General features: G+C 60.1%; 17 protein-coding genes. 10 read left to right on the top strand and 7 right to left on the bottom strand.

Annotated elements, in window-relative coordinates:
- Window positions 1-20 precede the first annotated feature (20 nt).
- Window positions 21-2,165 (top strand): ATP-dependent DNA helicase DinG, encoded by a 2,145-nt coding sequence (gene dinG, locus NR795_RS02475; RefSeq protein WP_222889961.1) that lies wholly within the window; start codon window positions 21-23, stop codon window positions 2,163-2,165.
- A gap of 28 nt (window positions 2,166-2,193) precedes the next feature.
- Window positions 2,194-3,159, top strand: a complete 966-nt coding sequence (gene ybiB, locus NR795_RS02480) for a DNA-binding protein YbiB (RefSeq protein ID WP_144813329.1) — start codon at window positions 2,194-2,196, stop codon at window positions 3,157-3,159.
- A 135-nt stretch (window positions 3,160-3,294) separates the two neighbouring features.
- Here ybiB and ybiJ read toward each other — a convergent pair whose 3' ends face one another.
- From ybiJ to NR795_RS02495, 3 genes are all read right to left on the bottom strand, one after another.
- Entirely contained in the window at window positions 3,295-3,555 is a 261-nt protein-coding gene (gene ybiJ, locus NR795_RS02485) for a DUF1471 family protein YbiJ (RefSeq protein WP_042392277.1), read from the bottom strand.
- Between the two features lie 285 nt (window positions 3,556-3,840).
- Complete coding sequence (locus NR795_RS02490; protein WP_042392278.1) at window positions 3,841-4,107, bottom strand: DksA/TraR family C4-type zinc finger protein; 267 nt, start codon at window positions 4,105-4,107, stop codon at window positions 3,841-3,843.
- A 38-nt stretch (window positions 4,108-4,145) separates the two neighbouring features.
- On the bottom strand, window positions 4,146-5,054 hold the full coding sequence (locus tag NR795_RS02495; RefSeq protein ID WP_222889962.1) for a LysR substrate-binding domain-containing protein: 909 nt from the start codon (window positions 5,052-5,054) through the stop codon (window positions 4,146-4,148).
- 169 nt (window positions 5,055-5,223) lie between these two features.
- Here NR795_RS02495 and NR795_RS02500 point away from each other — a divergent pair, with 169 nt between their 5' ends.
- Genes NR795_RS02500 through NR795_RS02530 form a run of 7 tightly spaced genes read left to right on the top strand, consistent with a single transcriptional unit; the run spans window position 5,224 to window position 11,699 of the window.
- Window positions 5,224-6,174, top strand: coding sequence for a branched-chain amino acid ABC transporter permease (locus NR795_RS02500; RefSeq protein WP_257756999.1), 951 nt, complete (start codon window positions 5,224-5,226; stop codon window positions 6,172-6,174).
- Between the two features lie 7 nt (window positions 6,175-6,181).
- A complete protein-coding gene (locus tag NR795_RS02505; RefSeq protein ID WP_144813319.1) occupies window positions 6,182-7,282 on the top strand; it encodes an ABC transporter ATP-binding protein in 1,101 nt (366 codons plus the stop codon).
- Window positions 7,279-8,046, top strand: coding sequence for an ABC transporter ATP-binding protein (locus NR795_RS02510; RefSeq protein ID WP_238083895.1), 768 nt, complete (start codon window positions 7,279-7,281; stop codon window positions 8,044-8,046). The genes NR795_RS02505 and NR795_RS02510 overlap by 4 nt, the downstream gene beginning before the upstream one ends.
- On the top strand, window positions 8,039-8,761 hold the full coding sequence (locus NR795_RS02515; RefSeq protein WP_144813312.1) for an ABC transporter ATP-binding protein: 723 nt from the start codon (window positions 8,039-8,041) through the stop codon (window positions 8,759-8,761). The genes NR795_RS02510 and NR795_RS02515 overlap by 8 nt, the downstream gene beginning before the upstream one ends.
- A 27-nt stretch (window positions 8,762-8,788) precedes the next feature.
- On the top strand, window positions 8,789-9,961 hold the full coding sequence (locus NR795_RS02520; protein WP_222889965.1) for a branched-chain amino acid ABC transporter substrate-binding protein: 1,173 nt from the start codon (window positions 8,789-8,791) through the stop codon (window positions 9,959-9,961).
- A 14-nt stretch (window positions 9,962-9,975) separates the two neighbouring features.
- Window positions 9,976-10,464 carry an L-2-amino-thiazoline-4-carboxylic acid hydrolase gene (locus tag NR795_RS02525; protein ID WP_103819927.1) on the top strand — a complete coding sequence of 163 codons (489 nt, stop codon included), beginning with the start codon at window positions 9,976-9,978 and terminating at the stop codon, window positions 10,462-10,464.
- Window positions 10,464-11,699: a Zn-dependent hydrolase gene (locus tag NR795_RS02530; protein WP_257757002.1), complete on the top strand. Its 1,236-nt coding sequence runs from the start codon at window positions 10,464-10,466 to the stop codon at window positions 11,697-11,699. Before NR795_RS02525 ends, NR795_RS02530 begins: the two co-directional genes overlap by 1 nt.
- 63 nt (window positions 11,700-11,762) lie before the next feature.
- On the opposite strand, the gene mcbA is transcribed toward NR795_RS02530, so the two are convergent.
- Window positions 11,763-12,026, bottom strand: coding sequence for a DUF1471 family periplasmic protein McbA (gene mcbA / locus NR795_RS02535; RefSeq protein WP_257757004.1), 264 nt, complete (start codon window positions 12,024-12,026; stop codon window positions 11,763-11,765).
- Window positions 12,027-12,187: 161 nt separating this feature from the next.
- On the opposite strand from mcbA, the gene rlmF reads away from it, so the two are divergent.
- Window positions 12,188-13,126 carry a 23S rRNA (adenine(1618)-N(6))-methyltransferase RlmF gene (gene rlmF / locus NR795_RS02540; RefSeq protein WP_144813293.1) on the top strand — a complete coding sequence of 313 codons (939 nt, stop codon included), beginning with the start codon at window positions 12,188-12,190 and terminating at the stop codon, window positions 13,124-13,126.
- Here the strand turns inward: rlmF and ybiO are convergent.
- From ybiO to glnP, 3 genes are all read right to left on the bottom strand, one after another.
- Window positions 13,116-15,371: a mechanosensitive channel protein gene (ybiO, locus tag NR795_RS02545; RefSeq protein WP_257757005.1), complete on the bottom strand. Its 2,256-nt coding sequence runs from the start codon at window positions 15,369-15,371 to the stop codon at window positions 13,116-13,118. The two genes, rlmF and ybiO, sit on opposite strands and share 11 nt — an antisense overlap.
- Window positions 15,372-15,493: 122 nt before the next feature.
- Window positions 15,494-16,216 (bottom strand): glutamine ABC transporter ATP-binding protein GlnQ, encoded by a 723-nt coding sequence (glnQ, locus tag NR795_RS02550; protein ID WP_238083906.1) that lies wholly within the window; start codon window positions 16,214-16,216, stop codon window positions 15,494-15,496.
- Entirely contained in the window at window positions 16,213-16,872 is a 660-nt protein-coding gene (gene glnP / locus NR795_RS02555; RefSeq protein WP_222889971.1) for a glutamine ABC transporter permease GlnP, read from the bottom strand. Before glnP ends, glnQ begins: the two co-directional genes overlap by 4 nt.
- Between the last annotated feature and the right edge of the window lie 52 nt (window positions 16,873-16,924).

Raw genomic sequence — 16,924 nt, forward strand, 5'->3', positions numbered from 1 at the left:
ACAGTATTTCAGGTCTCCCGATGGCTCTTTCCGCCGCGCTGAAAGCGCAGATTGCCGCCTGGTATAAGGCGCTACAGCAACAGATCCCCGACTTTATTCCGCGCGCACCGCAGCGGCAGATGATTGCTGACGTCGCCAAAACCCTAGCTGGGGAAGAGGGGCGGCATCTGGCCATTGAGGCGCCCACCGGCGTCGGCAAAACGCTCTCCTATCTTATTCCCGGCATCGCCATCGCTCGCGAAGAGCAGAAGACGCTGGTGATCAGCACCGCCAACGTGGCGTTACAGGATCAGATCTTCAGTAAAGATCTGCCTCTGCTGAAGAAGATCATCCCCGATCTGCGCTTTACCGCCGCCTTTGGCCGCGGGCGCTACGTCTGTCCGCGCAATCTGACGGCCCTTGCCAGCAGCGAGGCTACCCAGCAGGATCTGCTGGCCTTTCTCGACGACGAGCTGACGCCGAACAGCAAAGAGGAGCAGCAGCGCTGCGCCAAACTCAAGGCCGATCTCGACAGCTACCGCTGGGACGGCCTGCGCGATCACACCGATCAGAACATTGAAGATAACCTGTGGCGGCGGCTCAGCACCGACAAAGCCAGCTGCCTGAACCGCAACTGCCACTACTACCGCGAGTGTCCGTTTTTTGTCGCCCGCCGGGAGGTGCAGGAGGTCGAAGTCGTGGTGGCCAACCACGCCTTAGTCATGGCGGCGATGGAGTCCGAAGCGGTGCTGCCGGAGCCGAAAAACCTGCTGCTGGTGCTGGACGAGGGCCATCATCTGCCGGACGTCGCCCGCGACGCGCTGGAGATGAGCGCCGAGATCACCGCCCCCTGGTATCGACTCCAGCTCGATCTCTTTACCAAGCTGGTGGCGACCTGCATGGAGCAGTTTCGTCCGAAGACCACGCCGCCGCTGGCGCTGCCGGAGCGGCTCAACGCCCACTGCGAAGAGCTGTATGAGCTTATCGCCTCGCTGAATTCTATCCTCGGGCTCTACATGCCTGCCGGCACCGAGGCAGAGCATCGCTTTGCCATGGGCGAGCTGCCTGACGAAGTGATGGAGATCTGCCTGCGGCTGGCGAAGCTGACCGAGATGTTGCGTGGGCTGGCAGAGCTGTTCTTAAACGATCTCAGCGAAAAGACCGGCCAGCACGATATCGTCCGCCTGCACCGGGTCATTTTACAGATGAACCGCGCCCTGGGTATGTTCGAGAGCCAGAGCAAGCTGTGGCGACTGGCCTCGATGGCCCAGGCGTCGGGCGCGCCGGTGACCAAGTGGGCCACACGTGAGCTGGTTGAGGGGCAGATGCACCTCTTTTTCCACTGCGTCGGTATTCGCGTCAGCGACCAGCTGGAGAAGCTGCTGTGGCGCAGCGTGCCGCATATCGTCGTGACCTCGGCCACCTTACGCTCCCTGAACAGCTTCTCCCGTTTGCAGGAGATGAGCGGCCTGAAAGAGAAGGCCGGGGATCGCTTTGTGACCCTCGACTCGCCCTTTAACCACATTGAGCAGGGCCAGCTTGTGATCCCGCAGATGCGCTACGAGCCGCTGATGGAGCATGAAGAGAAGCACATCGCCGAAATGGCGGCCTACTTCCGCGAGCAGGTTGAGAAAAAAGTGCACCCCGGCATGCTGGTACTGTTTGCCAGCAATCGCGCTATGCAGCTCTTTCTGACCTTTGTCACCGATCTGCGCCTGATGCTGCTGGTGCAGGGGGATCAGCCCCGCTACCGGCTGGTGGAGCTACACCGCAAGCGCATCGACGAGGGCGGGCGCAGCGTGCTGGTCGGGCTCCAGTCGTTTGCCGAGGGGCTGGATCTGAAAGGGGACTACCTGACCCAGGTACACATCCACAAGATCGCCTTTCCGCCTATCGACAGCCCGGTAGTGATCACCGAAGGTGAGTGGCTGAAGAGCCTCAACCGCTACCCGTTTGAGGTGCAGAGTCTGCCGAGCGCCTCCTTTAACCTGATCCAGCAGGTGGGACGGCTGATCCGTAGCCACAGCTGCCGGGGCGAAGTGGTGATCTACGACCGGCGGCTGCTCTCGAAAGGCTATGGAAAACGGCTGCTCGACGCCCTGCCTGTTTTTCCTATTTCCCAACCGGACGTGCCTGACGTTATAGTAAAAAGTAAACCAAAACAGAATCGTCGTCGGCGACGCTGACCATCACCTATGACGCAAGGAGTTAGCTATGGATTTCCGCCACATCATCAAAGAGGTTGGGCGCGGTAAAAATCACGCCCGCGATCTGGATTTTGATACCGCACGCGCGTTATACACCCACATGTTGAACGGCGAAGTAGCGGATCTGGAGATGGGCGGGATCCTGATCGCCCTGCGCATTAAAGGTGAGGGCGAGGCGGAGATGCTGGGCTTCTACGAGGCGATGCAGGCCCAGACCATGCGCCTGACGCCGCCGGTGGCGAAGCCGATGCCCATCGTCATTCCCAGCTATAACGGCGCGCGCAGGCAGGCGAACCTGACCCCGCTGCTGGCGATGCTGCTACAGCGGCTGGGTTTTCCGGTGCTGGTTCACGGCGTGAGCGAGGATCGCGATCGCGTGATCTCGGAAACCATTTTTACCCTGCTGGGTATTGAGCCGACCCTGACCGCCGGGCAGGCGCAGGCGAAGCTGGAGGGGCGTAACCCGGTGTACGTGCCCGTTAGCGCGCTCTGTCCGCCGCTGGAGAAACAGCTGGATATGCGCTGGCGCATGGGAGTGCGTAACAGCGCCCACACCCTGGCCAAGCTGGCAACGCCCTTTGCTGAGGACGCCGCGCTGCGCCTCTCCAGCGTCTCCCATCCTGAATACGTCACGCGGGTAGCGAAGTTCTTTGGCGATATCGGCGGGCGCGGGCTGCTGATGCACGGCACGGAGGGGGAGGTGTATGCCAATCCCCAGCGCTGCCCACAGCTCACGCTGATTGATGCCCAGGGCACGCGCGTCTTAAGCGAGCGGCAAGATGAAACGGCGCTCCAGCCTGTGCTGCCCGCCAGCAAAGATCCCGAGGTGACCGCCCGCTGGACAGAGCGCTGCCTGGTCGGCAGCGAGCCGGTGCCGGAATCGCTGAAGCGTCAGATCGCCTGCTGTTTTGTGGGAACGGGGCAAGTAGAAACCCTGGAAGAGGGTCTGGCACGGGTAGCGAGCGCTTTTTAATAAACCGCGGGCAAAAAAAAGCCCGTCCAAACCGGACGGGCAACAAGGGTAACAACAAACAGGGTCAATGCAGTAATAATGAGGGGTAATACAACCCGCCGATGATGAGCCAGCGGGGCAGACACGGTAAGGCGATTACTGATAGATAACCGCAGTACCGCTCATTTTGTTGTAGGCGTTAGCAGAGGTGATGCTATAGCCTTTTGCGCCTGCGGCAGCGGCTTTCTCAGCCAGCTGTGCTTCCAGGCCATCCAGCGTAGTCGCGCCCTGCGCAGTCACAACGCCCATTTTGTGCATGCTCTGCGCCTGCTCAGCGGTCACCGGCTGGGCAGCGAATGCGCCGAAGGAGAGGGTAGTCAGGGCCAGAGCAGCAACAGCATATTTAATGGTTTTCACGGTTCGATTCTCGCAGTTTATTCTGTATGGGGGACGATGTTCCGTCGATGTGATGAGTATCACGTTTTTTTGCGAGAGATTAAATCGAATAGAATTGACGACCTTCATCTAAAATTTTGAACGATCGTTAATATATTGAAAACGAATGATTTTTAACAAGAATTATTCAAGTGAAAGCGAACCGTCGCCGTGCCGCTGCGTTAGCGGCACGAAATGCCACTTCTTTCCCTGTTTTTTGTGATGCGGATAGCAACCGCTTGCCCTGGGCTAACCCCTGTTCTGTGGTCAACGAAGCTGGCTGTCTTTCGAACCCCTACGGTTATATCCTGAAAACGAGGCATTTTTCAAATCTTTCTTCTGCTGGCACGCCACGCACAGGCGTACGCCTGGGATCGCTTTGCGGCGCGCTTCGGGAATAGTTGCGCCACACTCATCACACTCGTGCAGGCTCTCACCCTTCGGCAGTTCGCGGCGCGCGCGGGCGACCGCATCGTCAATGGTGCTGTCGATCTGGTCCTGAACAGCACCGTCGTTTGCCCAACCTGAAGCCATAGCGCTCTCCTTAGTGAGAAGTATGACTTAAGTTTAGACTATCTCCCGGCTTCCTCACGCAGCCACTGCTGGAGCAGCTTACCCTCGTGGGTCATCTCCACGTCCTGGCGCACGCAGAGGTAGTAGTCGCGACCGTCGTCAATGGGCAGGTCGAAGATCTTCACCAGCTCGCCGGTTTGCAGATAGGGCAGGATCATCGGCTCACGCATCAGGGCGCAGCCCAGACCGGCCTGCACGGCGGCCAGGGTCAGCAGCCCATCTTCAAACATCGCCCCGTCCCGGCGCACCCGCTTCACCTGCTGCTCGCTAAACCACTGCGTCCAGGTGGCGCGCTCTTCGTCGTGCAGGAGCGGCATCTGCGCCAGCTGCGTAGGCGTCTCGATGTAGCCATGCAGACGAATAAACTCCCGGCTGCATACCGGGATCATGCGCCCGGAGATCAGCTTCTCGCTGCGGTAGCCCACCCACTGCCCGGTACCAAAGCGGATCGACATATCCGAAGCGTCGCTCAGATAGTTGCGATGGTTGGCGTAGACCACGTTGATCTCCATCTGGGCGTGGGCCTGGATAAAGCGCGGCAGGCGGGGAATAAACCAGCCCATGCCGAAGAGCGGGATCAGGCTGATCGTCACCTGACGCGAGCGGCCCTGCTCAAACAGCTGACCGGTGGCCTGGCGCAGCACGCTAAAGGCGGCGCGTATCGAGCGGTAATACTCGCGCCCCTCGCTGCTGAGGACCAGATGGCGTCCCTGACGATGGGTCAGCGGAAGCTGGAGAAAGCTTTCCAGCACCTTGAGCTGGTGGCTGACCGCCGAGGGAGAGACGTTCAGCTCCTCCGCGGCGGCGGAGACGCTGCCCAGCCGGGCGATGGCCTCAAACGCCCGTACCGCACGCAGGGGCGGATCGTCCGCCAGCCCGCTTTCACCTGACTCTTCTGTTTTTTTCATATGTTGAAGCAAACCCTGTCTGATTCCTAAAAAACGTTTTTATTTTATAATTGAATATCAGTAAGTTAATGAAATACGCTTTTATAATAAGAAAGAATATATCCGTATTTCAAAATTAAATTCAATTGTTGGATGCTTACGCTGAAAAAATTCTCAGCAGGCACGTATTGTGGACACACTAATTCAGCAATTGATCAACGGTATGATGCTGGGCAGCATCTATGGCCTGATTGCCCTCGGCTATACCATGGTGTATGGCATTCTGCGCATCATCAACTTTGCCCACGGCGACATCTTAATGGTCGGCGCGCTTACCACCCTTTCAGGGATCACTCTTCTCTCCCAGTGGTTTCCCGGCATGAACCTGCTGGTGCAGCTCACCCTTGCCCTGCTGGCGGCGATGGTGGTCTGCGCGCTGCTGGCGATGGCGGTAGAGCGTTTTGCCTATCGTCGCCTGCGCAACGCGCCCCGGCTGGCCCCGCTGATCAGCGGGATCGGCATCTCAGTGCTGCTGCAAACCGTCGCCATGCTGATCTGGAGCCGTAACCCGCTGATGTTTCCGCAGATCCTGCCTATGGATCCCATTGCGATCACTGCGGGCAGCGCCGAGCATCCGCCCGCGATTATCACCGTGACCGGTATAGTGACTCTGGCCGTCACCTTTCTGGTCATGTTTGGCCTGTGGCTGCTGGTGGAGTACAGCCGTCTGGGGCGCGGGATGCGCGCCGTCGCGGAAAACCCGCAGGTTGCCAGCCTGATGGGCGTCTCACCCAACCGGATTATCACCCTGACCTTCGCTATCGGCGGCGCGTTTGCCGCCCTGGCGGGGGTAATGATGGCCAGCAACTACGGCAGTGCCAGCTTCTCTATGGGCTTCCTGCCGGGCATCAAAGCTTTTACCGCCGCGGTGCTGGGAGGTATCGGCAACATTCGCGGTGCCATGCTGGGTGGGATCCTGCTCGGGCTGATCGAGGCGCTGGGCGCTGGCTACCTGGGCGATCTCACCGGCGGCGCGTTCAGCAGTAACTATCAGGACATTCTGGCGTTTATCGTGCTGATCCTGGTGTTGGTTTTCCGTCCCGCTGGCCTGTTAGGCGAGCGGGTTGCACAGCGTGCCTGAGGATCCTATGACTATTTTAACCTCCGAACGCAGCGCACCGCGTCTTAACCTTGGCATTATTCTGCTGGTGGCCGGACTGCTGCTTGCGCCGTGGCTGGCCTCTGCCGCCGGTGGCAACTACTGGGTGCGGGTGATCGACTTTACCCTGCTCTACATCATGCTCGCCCTGGGACTGAATATTGTGGTCGGCTTTACCGGTCTGCTGGATATGGGTTTTATCGCCTTCTACGCTGTCGGGGCCTACCTTGCGGCGCTGCTCGCTTCCCCGCACCTGCTCGATGCCTTCCCGGTATTGCAGGGCTACTTTAGCGATGGGCTGCACGTCTCCTACGGGGTACTAATCCCGCTGGCGGCCTTCATTGCCGGGATCTGCGGCATCCTGCTCGGCGCGCCGACCCTGCGCCTGCGCGGGGACTATCTGGCGATTGTGACTCTCGGCTTCGGGGAGATTATCCGCATCCTGATGCGCAACCTCGATCGCCCGGTCAATATTACCAACGGCGCGAAGGGCATCTCGGGTATCGACTCCCTGAGCCTGTTTGGCCTGCAATTCCGCGGCGTCTACCACCTGCTGGGGGTGAAAATTCCCGCGCTCTATCTCTGGTACTACCTGTTTGCCGCGCTGATTGTGGCGATCGTCTTTATCTGTATCCGTCTGCAACGCTCCAGGGTAGGGCGGGCCTGGCACGCCATCCGCGAGGATGAGGACGTGGCGCGGGCGATGGGCATCAACGTGCGCAACTTTAAGCTGCTGGCCTTCGCAATGGGCGCTTCTTTTGGCGGCGTCGCCGGGGTGATGTTTGCTTCATTCCAGGGCTTCGTCTCCCCGGAATCCTTTACGTTGCAGGAGTCCATCGTCGTGCTGGCGATGGTGGTGCTGGGGGGCATCGGCCACGTGCCGGGCGTGATCCTCGGCGCAGTGATGCTCTCGGCGCTGCCGGAGCTGCTGCGCAGCCAGGCCGTGCCGGTGCAGGAGGCGCTGTTCGGTACCGTGCTGGTGGATCCGGAGATCCTGCGTCAGCTCTTCTACGGCCTGGCGCTGGTGCTGGTGATGATTTTCCGTCCGGGGGGCGTCTGGCCCGCTAAACACGCGGGGGTAAAAGCATGAGCTTGTTAACGATCCGTAATCTGAACAAACGCTTCGGCGGCCTGGTGGCGGTCAACGACGTCAGCCTGTCGGTGAAGGCGGGGGAGATCTACGGCCTGATTGGCCCCAACGGCGCGGGCAAAACCACCTGCTTCAACCTGATCACCGGTCTTTATACCGCTGACAGCGGCGAGTTTAGCCTGGCCGATGCGCCTTACTCGCCAAAGGCGATTGAGAAAGTGACCCAGGCGGGCATCGCCCGCACCTTCCAGAACCTGCGCCTGTTTAACGACATGAGCGTGCTGGAGAACGTGATGATCGGTCGCCACGTCCGCACCCGCAACGGTCTGTGGGCCGCCATCACCCGGCATAAGCGGGCGAGGGAGGAGGAGGCCGAGACCGAGCGCCAGGCCTGGTACTGGCTGGAGTACACCGGCATTGCCCAGTTTGCCCACTACCGCGCCTGCGATCTCGCCTATGGCCATCAGCGTCGTCTTGAGATTGCCCGCGCGCTGGCAACCGACCCTAAGCTGCTGGCCCTCGACGAGCCGGCGGCAGGCATGAACGCGGCGGAGAAAGTCGCCCTCGGCGAGCTGCTGCGCCGTATTCGTGACGATGGCAAAACCATTTTAATTATCGAGCATGACGTGAAGCTGATTATGAGCCTCTGCGACCGCATCAGCGTGTTGGACTACGGCAAAGTGATTGCCGAAGGAGAACCGGAGGCCATTCGTCGCCATCCGGAAGTGATCCGCGCCTATCTGGGAGGAAACGCCCATGTCTGAACCTGTTTTGCAGGTGCGCAACCTCTCCGTGCACTACGGCGGCATTCAGGCCGTTCGCGGGATCGAATTTAGCCTCAACGAAGGTGAGCAGGGCACGCTGCTGGGCGCCAACGGCGCGGGCAAAAGCTCCACCGTGCGGGCCATCGCCGGGCTGCAACCCTACGGCGGGGAGATCTTCTGGCGCGGCAAATCGATTCACCGCCGCGCCCCGCAGGATCTGCTCCGCGACGGGATTGTTCTTGTGCCCGAGGGACGGGGCATCTTCACCCGTATGACGGTAGAGGAGAACCTGCTCATGGGGGCCTGGCAGCGCAAGGGACGCCAGGCGGTGAAGCAGGAGATGGCCCAGCTCTACGCGCGTTTCCCCCGCCTCGGTGAGCGCAAAGATCAGCTGGCCGGGCTGCTCTCCGGCGGTGAACAGCAGCTGCTGGCCCTCGGCCGGGCGCTGCTCAGCCAGCCGCGCCTGCTGATCCTTGACGAGCCGTCGATGGGGCTGGCCCCGATCATGGTCGAAACTATTTTTAAAGAGATTGCCGCCCTGCGTGATGCCGGCGTCACGCTGCTGCTTATTGAGCAGAACGCCCGGCTGGCGCTGGAGGTCACACACCGCGCGTGGGTGATGGACAGCGGCTCTATCGCCCATCACGGCGACTCTGCTGCACTGCTGGCCGATAACCGAATTCAGGAAATTTATTTAGGCGAAGTTGCCGTTTAAAACACCACCAACATCAGGGAAACAATAATGAAAACTAATCAGCGTAAAACCATGCGATATAAAGTGCTAAGCGCCACGATCGCACTCGCCGCCCTCGGCGGAGCAGCGGTAAATCCGGCCCAGGCCGATGACACCGTGATTATCGGTCTGGCTGGCCCGCTGACCGGCCCGTCGGCGCGTATCGGCAAGGATCTGGAGAACGGCGCGCAGCTCGCTATCGACGACGTGAATAAAACCCACCCGACGATTGGCGGCAAAGCGGTGACCTTTAAGTTGCAATCCGAGGACGACCAGTCCGATCCGCGTACCGCCGTCGCTGTGGCTCAGCGCCTGGTCGACAGCGAAGTGGCAGGGGTCGTCGGTCACTGGAACACCGGGACCAGCATTCCGGCAGCGCGTATCTATCACGATGCGGGCATCGCCCAGGTTGCCCCGGTCGCCACCGGTCACGCCTATACCCAGCAGGGTTTTGACACCAGCTTCCGCGTGATGGGCCACGACGATGACGGCGGCGACTACGCGGCAAAATATGCCGTGCAGACGCTGAAGGCGAAGCGCATCGCGGTGATCGACGATCGTACTGCCTTCGGTCAGGGCCTGGCCGACGAGTTCATCAAGTCGCTGGAAGCGCAGGGCATCAAGCCGGTTGACCGCCAGTACGTTGATGAGAAGACCGTGGATTTCAACGCCGTGCTGACCGCCATCCGTAGCAAAAATGCTGACCTGGTCTTCTTCGGCGGCGTGGATAGCCAGGCGGCTCCGCTGGCGCGTCGTCTCAAGCAGCTGGGCATGAAGGCCACGCTGATGGGCGCGGGCGGCTTCGTTAGCCAGACCTTCCTGAGCCTGGCGCAGAAAGAGGGCGAAGGCGTCGTGGCCCTGGAGCCGGGTCTGCCGGTGGATCAGATGCAGGGCGGGAAAGCGTTCGAGCAGGCCTACCAGTCTAAATACCATACCCATATCGAACTTCATGCGCCGTTTGCCTACGACGCCACCCGGGTGCTGATTGCTGCGATGCAGAAAGCCGACTCCGTTGACGCCGGGGACTATCTGCCTGCGTTGCGCGCCATTAACTATACCGGCGTGACCGGCAATATTGCCTTTGACGAGCAGGGCAACCTGAAAAATCCATCCTTTACCGTCTACAAAGTGGTGAACGGTAAGTGGGAACCCCAGACCGTGCTGGGCGGTAGCGCGAAGTAATTTGTGAGGCAATGATGAGCTGTGAGCAAAAACAAGAGCTGGGCATTCTCGCCCGCCGTAAAATTGAAGCTGAAATAATTAAACCTATCTATGAGATCCTGGTGCGTGAGGTGGGTAAAGCCCGCGCCCAGGCGGTGATTGGCGAAGCCATCGAGCAGGCGGCCATCCAGGCCGGGCAGAACTTTGCCGCTGCGGAGCCGAAAAAAGCGGATCTGCGCAGCTTTGTCGATCTGCAATATCTCTGGGAGAAGGATAACGCCCTCGACGTGCGGGTGATTGAGGACGACGGCCAGCGCTACGACTATGATGTGACGCGCTGCCGCTACGCCGAGATGTACCACGAGATGGGGCTCGGCGAGATCGGCCACCTGCTCTCCTGTGCCAGGGACGACAAGTTTATCGTTGGCTACGCGCCGGACGTTGAGCTAACCCGCACCCAGACCATTATGTCCGGCGCGCCGTGCTGCGATTTCCGCTATCGCGTCAAAGACAAGGAGGCGTGATGGCCTCTCCTCTACAGGTTGATAGCGCGCGTCTGTGGCAGACCCTCAACGAGTTTGCCACGCTTGGCGCAACGGCGGGAGGCGGGGTGACCCGGCTGGCGCTGAGCGATGAAGATCGGCGCGGGCGCGACCTGCTCGCCACCTGGGCACGTGAAGCGGGTTTTAGCTGTGAAGTTGACCGGCTGGGGAATATGTTGATGCGCCGGGCGGGCAGCAATCCCCATCTGGCCCCGGTGCTCACCGGCTCACACGGCGACTCCCAGCCGCTGGGCGGCAACTACGACGGTATCTACGGCGTGCTCGCCGGGCTGGAGGCGCTGCGCACCCTTAACGATCGCGGTATCACTACCGAGCGCGACCTCATTCTGGTGAACTGGACCAACGAAGAGGGGGCGCGTTTTGCCCCGGCGATGCTGGCCTCCGGCGTCTGGACGGGCGTATTCAGCGAAGCCTATGCCCTGGCGCGGGAGGATCGCGACGGCATCAGCGTGGGCCAGGCGCTGGCGGCTATCGGCTATCAGGGCCTGCGTCCGGCGGCAGCTATTCCGCTGCACGCCTGCTATGAGCTGCATATTGAGCAGGGGCCGCTGCTCGAGGCAGAGGAGACGGATATCGGCGTGGTTCATGCTGCCATGGGTCAGCGCTGGTACGAGATCAACCTGACCGGCTTTGCTGCCCACGCGGGCACCACGCCAATGGATCTGCGTCGCGACGCCCTGTGTGCCTTTGCCGAGCTGACCCTGGCGGTTGAGGCCATTGGCCGCCGCTTTGCGCCGGACGGGCGTGCCACCGTAGGCAGCGTGCAGGCAACGCCTAACTCGCGCAACGTTGTACCGTCAGCGGTCTTCTGCACCGTGGAGTTTCGCCATCCAGAGACCGCTGCGCTGGTGGCAATGGAGGCGGCGCTGATCGAGGCGCTGAACGGGCTGCTGGCCCGCAGTATCGACGTCGCCTGGGAGCGCATCTTTGATTACGCCCCGGTGGACTTTGATAAGCACTGCATCACGCGCATCGAGCAGGCTACCCGCGAGCTGGGCTACTCCCAGCGCCGGATGGTCTCCGGTGCCGGTCACGACGCCTGCTACGTTAACCGCGTGGCACCCACCGCGATGATCTTTATCCCCTGTGAAAGGGGCATCAGCCATAATGAGGCAGAAAACATCACCCCGCAGTGGGCAGAGCGCGGGGCAAACGTGCTGCTCAATACCCTGCTGCTGGCGGCTAACGAACGCTGACAGCCGTTCAGCGCAACGCCCCGTAAAAGTCATAGTGGCTTTTCGGGGCGAGGTGAAGGTAACTCATTTGTAGATGGTTGCCGTGCCGTACATCTGGTTTTCACCGCCAGCAGAGTCAATCACAAACCCTTTTGCGCCTTGCTCGCGGGCTTTTTGCGCCAGCTCGTCCTGGAGATCGTCCAGGCTTAGCGCGCCGTGGGCAGAGACCGTGCCCGCCGGGCGCAGCGTCCCGGTATCGTCTCTCATTAGCTGCTGTGGTGCGGCAAAGGCGCTGACCGTCATGGCGGAAAACGCCAGGGCGGCAGCCAGTGCCAGATATTTTTTCATATGACATCCTCTAATAGGGGAACCGCAGCTTAAGTTTAGGCGTGGCGAAGAGAGGCTTACGGGCAAAAATTTCGGCAACATGCTGCGCTTTTTTGCATGAATGGCTGTTTACCGCGCTGGCTTCAGGGGGTATCTTACGCCGCTTATTACAGGAGAATGCCATGAATGCCCAGAAGCCGGGGTTACACCCGCGTAACCGTCACCGCAGCCGCTACGATCTCGACGCCCTTTGTATCGACGAACCCAACCTGCGCGGTTTTATTATCGCGACGCCTGCGGGTGAGCCGACGGTGAATTTCGCCGATCCCGAGGCCGTCAAGGCGTTAAACAAGGCGCTGCTGGCGCACTTCTATGGCGTGAAGCACTGGGATATTCCTGACGGTTTTCTCTGCCCGCCGGTACCGGGGCGCGCGGATTATATCCACCATCTGGCGGATCTGCTGGCCGAAACCAGCGTCGACGGTGCGATCCCACGCCAGACGAGCGTGCTGGATATCGGCACCGGTGCAAACTGCATCTATCCGCTGATTGGCCACCACGAATACGGCTGGCGCTTTACCGGCACCGAGGTCGGTGATGCGGCCTTTAGTAGCGCCCAGGCGATTGTGACTGGCAATCCGGGTCTGACCCGTGCGGTACGCCTGCGTCGGCAGAAAGATCCGGCCGCCATTCTCAACGGCATGATCCACAAGAACGAGCAGTACGATGCCACAATGTGCAACCCACCGTTCCATGACTCGGCGGCAGCGGCGCAGGCGGGCAACGACCGCAAGCGGCGCAACCTTGGCCAGAGCGAGGCGAGCGGGCTTAACTTTGGCGGTCAGCAGCAGGAGCTGTGGTGCGAGGGTGGGGAAGTGGCGTTTATCAGCAAGATGATTGCCGAGAGCCAGGCCTTTGGCCGTCAGGTGCTGTGGTTCACCTCGCTGGTGTCACGCGGCGAGAACCTGCCTCCGCTCTATCGCGCTCTGACCGCTGCCGGCGCGGTGAAGGTAGTGAAAAAAGAGATGGCCCAGGGGCAGAAGCAGAGCCGCTTCATTGCCTGGACCTTTTTAGATGAGGCCCAGCGTCGCCGCTGGGCACAGACGCGATTTAAAGCGTAGGTTGCGCAGGGGGCAGGGCCTGTCCGCCCCCTGGCTCTGCGGCCCCCGGCTGCGCGGCCGCTGGGTTAGTCAGCATCTGGTAGGTCTGCACCGGCGGGCGCACATCGGCAAGGTCAAAGTGCTTTTTCACCATGCTGTCGAGAGCAAAGCGCACCGTCCACTGCTTCAGCGGCTGGGTGGTAAAGGTCACCCGCAGCGTGAAGGCGGTGTTGGTCAGACCCACAATACCCACGAAGGTCGGCTCGCCAATGATCAGCTTGCGGATCTCCTCCTGCTCCATCAGCTCACCCACCGCTGCCTTCAGCGCGTTATTGGCTTTCTCTGCATCCTCATGGCGATCGACATCGTAGTTCGCCACTATCGAACCAATCCCGCGGACAAAGTTGGCAAAGGTGGTAATCGACGACCACGGAATGATGTGGTAGGCCCCGGTATCCTGACGCACCCCGACGGAGCGGATCGACATTCGCTCTACCGTGCCGGTTAGCGGCCCGATGGTGACCAGATCCCCGGTGTTCATCCCGTTCTCAAACTGAATAAAGATGCCGGTGATAATATCTTTTACCAGGGTTTGTGCCCCGAAGGAGATAGCCAGACCCAGTGCCCCGGCCCCGGCCAGCAGCGGGGCGATGTTCACCCCGATCTCGGAGAGCACAATCATCACCGTAATGGTGCTGATCACCACCGCCAGCGCGTTGCGGAACAGGGTGAGCAGGGTGCGAGTACGGGCGCTGGGCAGCGGCCGACCGTGAATATCAGAGGAGAGCCGGTTTTCGATCAGGCTCGCCAGCACCGTCCAGCCCACCGCTGAGAAGAAGAGGATCAGCGCGATACGGATCAGAATATCAACGGTTTTCTCTCCCGCCCCATAGTGCAGCCAGTTCCAGAAATCGAACAGGCCCCACGCGCTGAGCAGCAGCATGATAGCAACAATCACGGTAAGAAAACGCGCCACCTTTAGCGCCGTCGACAGCCAACCGTTGACCCGTTTCTGCAGTTCAGGGTAGTTACGCTGCACCTGAGCGGAGAGGGTGATCCGCTTGGCAATCCAGCGCGACAGCATGCCGGAAACAAAGGCCGCAATGCCGATAATCGCCAGGCTACGCACCGTCGCGCCCATCATAAACTTCAGGCTGTTGCCCGGATCGAACAGCGAAAAGAAGAACAGCACCACGAAATAGGCGCAGGCCAGCCAGTGCCAGATCAGTGCAAAGGCGCGAATAAACAGGCTAAAGAAGGCCAGCGAGCGGTCGGCAAGCTGGGTAAGGTGCTCCTGGATCTGCATCTTGTTGTGAAAAATAAGATAGAGCGCCCAGGTGGTGATACAGAGCATGATCAGCACGTTGGCCAGTGCGCCAAACTGGACGTTAACCTGGTTAGAGATAATCGGCACGGCTACCAGCAGCCCATAGCCAATCAGGCTGCTCAGCGCGCTCAGGCGCAGGTGCCAATACTTCGCCGCCTCGTTTTTCATCGAGAAAGGCCGCAGATCGGGGATGTGCGGGCAGAAGATCAGGCGCAGGATCGCTTTGAAGAACTCAATAAGCGCAAAGGCGTTGAGAAACAGGCTCTGCTGAAAGGCAATGGTGCGGTTGCCACCGTTGAGGTTATCGCTGAGTAGCTGGCCGACAAAAAGGGTGAGCGTAAGCAGCAGCAGGTCGATAATAAATGCCCCGACGATCATCGCGGGCAGCTGTAACCAGTTGGCCCTGTCATGATTCTTACGGCGTCCCCATTTGCCCATCCTGCGGTAGAGCGGGAAGGCGCAGAGGCGCACCAGCCAGTAGAAGACAAAGACCAGCCCGGCAAGCAGCAGGAAGTGCCCGGCGGCGTTGATAAACGTCTGGGGGTTGAAGGTCTTGTGCGGCGAGCCGGTAATGTTGCGGTAGAGCTGGGCAAAGCGCGACGACAGCGCCTGACCGTAGTGTCGGCCAACGTCCTGGACGTTCTCCAGCACCGTCTTCTCTTCGCCGACCTCTTCCGGTGGAGCGATGGTCGGTACCGGCTCCGGTGGCGGCGTGGCGGCAACCTTACGCAATTGGCCGATCAGCTCTTCCCGGGAGCTGGTGTTCTCCAGCACGTCCGCCAGCGCGCCGTAGGCGGCTTTCTTCTGCTCCAGATCCGGCTCGGCGGCAGGTGCTGTCTCGCTGGTAGCAGGCGCTGCGGATGTGGAAGTGACGCCAGGGATGCTCGCCGCATGGAGCGGCATGATGAACAGGCTAAGCAGCAGCAGTAACCAAGGCACGGTCTCTCTCCTGAGAAAATAGTGCAAAAAGATAAGTATAGATGCTGCCAGCGCTGCGTCTGGAAATGGGAAGAATCCGGGGAGAAGAAAAAAACGCTCCCCGGAAGGAGAGCGTTGATAACTCAGGAGACGTGCTGGAGGAACTCTTGCAGACGCGGGCTGGGCGGGTTTTCGATCAGCGACTGCGGGTTGCCGTCTTCGGCAATGCGGCCCTTATCAATAAAGATCAGCCGCGAGGCAACCTTCTCTGCAAAGCCGATCTCGTGGGTCACGATCACCATCGTCATGCCCTCTTCGGCCAGGTCCTGCATCACCTTCAGCACCTCGTGGCGCAGCTCCGGGTCAAGGGCAGAGGTTGGCTCATCAAACAGCATCATCTTCGGCTTCACCGCCAGCGCACGGGCAATCGCTACGCGCTGCTGCTGGCCGCCGGAGAGTTCAGACGGATAGTGGTGCGCACGCTCAGCCAGACCAACCTTCGCCAACAGCGCATTCGCCAGCGTCTCCGCCTCGCTTTTACTTGCCCCACGCACGCGCAGCGGGCCAAACATCACGTTTTCCAGCGCCGTCAGGTGCGGGAAGAGGTAGAACTGCTGGAACACCATACCCGCTTCCTGACGGATCAGGCGCTCGTCGACTTTCGGATCGTTGACCTTCAGACCGTCGACGATCAGATCGCCGCTGGTGATCTCTTCCAGCTTATTAATGCAGCGCAACAGCGTCGACTTACCGGAGCCGGAAGGGCCAATGATGACCACCACTTCGCCCTGGGTGATGTTCAGGTCGATGTTGTGCAGCACCTGGGTTTTACCAAAGTGCTTGGAGACGTTTTTAAATTCAATCACAGGATTTTCATCCTTCTTTCAAGACGACGCAAAATAAAGCTCAGTACCAGAGTAATGATGAGATAGAACACCGCCACGGCGCTCCAGATCTCCAGTGCACGGAAGTTACCGGCAATAATCTCCTGGCCCTGGCGAGTCAGTTCGGCCACGCCGATAACAATAAACAGCGAGGTATCTTTAATGCTGATGATCCACTGGTTACCCAGCGGCGGCAGCATACGGCGCAGCGCCAGGGGCAGGATCACCCGGCGAATGGTCTCGCGCTTAGAGAGCCCCAGCGCCAGGCCCGCTTCGCTAAAGCCTTTGTGGATCGAGAGCACCGCGCCGCGGGTAATTTCAGCGATGTAGGCCCCGGAGTTGATCATGATGGTGACAACGGCGGCGCTGAATGGGTCGATGCGCAGATCGTTGAAGGCCATCGGCAGGGCGAAGTAGATAAACATCACCTGAACGACGATAGGCGTTCCGCGAATAATCTCGATAAATACCAGTGCAATGTGGTTTGCTATCCAGCCGCCGAAGCTGCGGGCGAAACCGGCTGCAAGGCCGATAAGTAAACCGCCCGCCAGACCGAGGACCGAGATCCACAGGGTCATTTTGACGCCTTCAAACAAAATGGGAATGGCAGGCCAGATGGCACTCCAGTCAAACTGCATGATGAATTCCTGTATACCGTGGTGAAAAACTAAAAATGTAGGCCCGGTAAGC

The sequence above is a fragment of the Pseudescherichia sp. L3 genome (assembly GCF_024656065.1).
Lineage (GTDB): Bacteria > Pseudomonadota > Gammaproteobacteria > Enterobacterales > Enterobacteriaceae > Pseudescherichia.

What these genes read in the sequence shown, in the direction of transcription:
- dinG (WP_222889961.1), top strand. Translation starts at nt 21, where the DNA reads ATGGCTCTTTCCGCCGCGCTGAAAGCGCAGATTGCCGCCTGGTATAAG.
- ybiB (WP_144813329.1), top strand. Translation starts at nt 2,194, where the DNA reads ATGGATTTCCGCCACATCATCAAAGAGGTTGGGCGCGGTAAAAATCAC.
- NR795_RS02490 (WP_042392278.1), bottom strand. Translation starts at nt 4,107, where the DNA reads ATGGCTTCAGGTTGGGCAAACGACGGTGCTGTTCAGGACCAGATCGAC.
- NR795_RS02495 (WP_222889962.1), bottom strand. Translation starts at nt 5,054, where the DNA reads ATGAAAAAAACAGAAGAGTCAGGTGAAAGCGGGCTGGCGGACGATCCG.
- NR795_RS02505 (WP_144813319.1), top strand. Translation starts at nt 6,182, where the DNA reads ATGACTATTTTAACCTCCGAACGCAGCGCACCGCGTCTTAACCTTGGC.
- NR795_RS02510 (WP_238083895.1), top strand. Translation starts at nt 7,279, where the DNA reads ATGAGCTTGTTAACGATCCGTAATCTGAACAAACGCTTCGGCGGCCTG.
- NR795_RS02515 (WP_144813312.1), top strand. Translation starts at nt 8,039, where the DNA reads ATGTCTGAACCTGTTTTGCAGGTGCGCAACCTCTCCGTGCACTACGGC.
- NR795_RS02520 (WP_222889965.1), top strand. Translation starts at nt 8,789, where the DNA reads ATGAAAACTAATCAGCGTAAAACCATGCGATATAAAGTGCTAAGCGCC.
- NR795_RS02525 (WP_103819927.1), top strand. Translation starts at nt 9,976, where the DNA reads ATGAGCTGTGAGCAAAAACAAGAGCTGGGCATTCTCGCCCGCCGTAAA.
- NR795_RS02530 (WP_257757002.1), top strand. Translation starts at nt 10,464, where the DNA reads ATGGCCTCTCCTCTACAGGTTGATAGCGCGCGTCTGTGGCAGACCCTC.
- mcbA (WP_257757004.1), bottom strand. Translation starts at nt 12,026, where the DNA reads ATGAAAAAATATCTGGCACTGGCTGCCGCCCTGGCGTTTTCCGCCATG.
- rlmF (WP_144813293.1), top strand. Translation starts at nt 12,188, where the DNA reads ATGAATGCCCAGAAGCCGGGGTTACACCCGCGTAACCGTCACCGCAGC.
- glnP (WP_222889971.1), bottom strand. Translation starts at nt 16,872, where the DNA reads ATGCAGTTTGACTGGAGTGCCATCTGGCCTGCCATTCCCATTTTGTTT.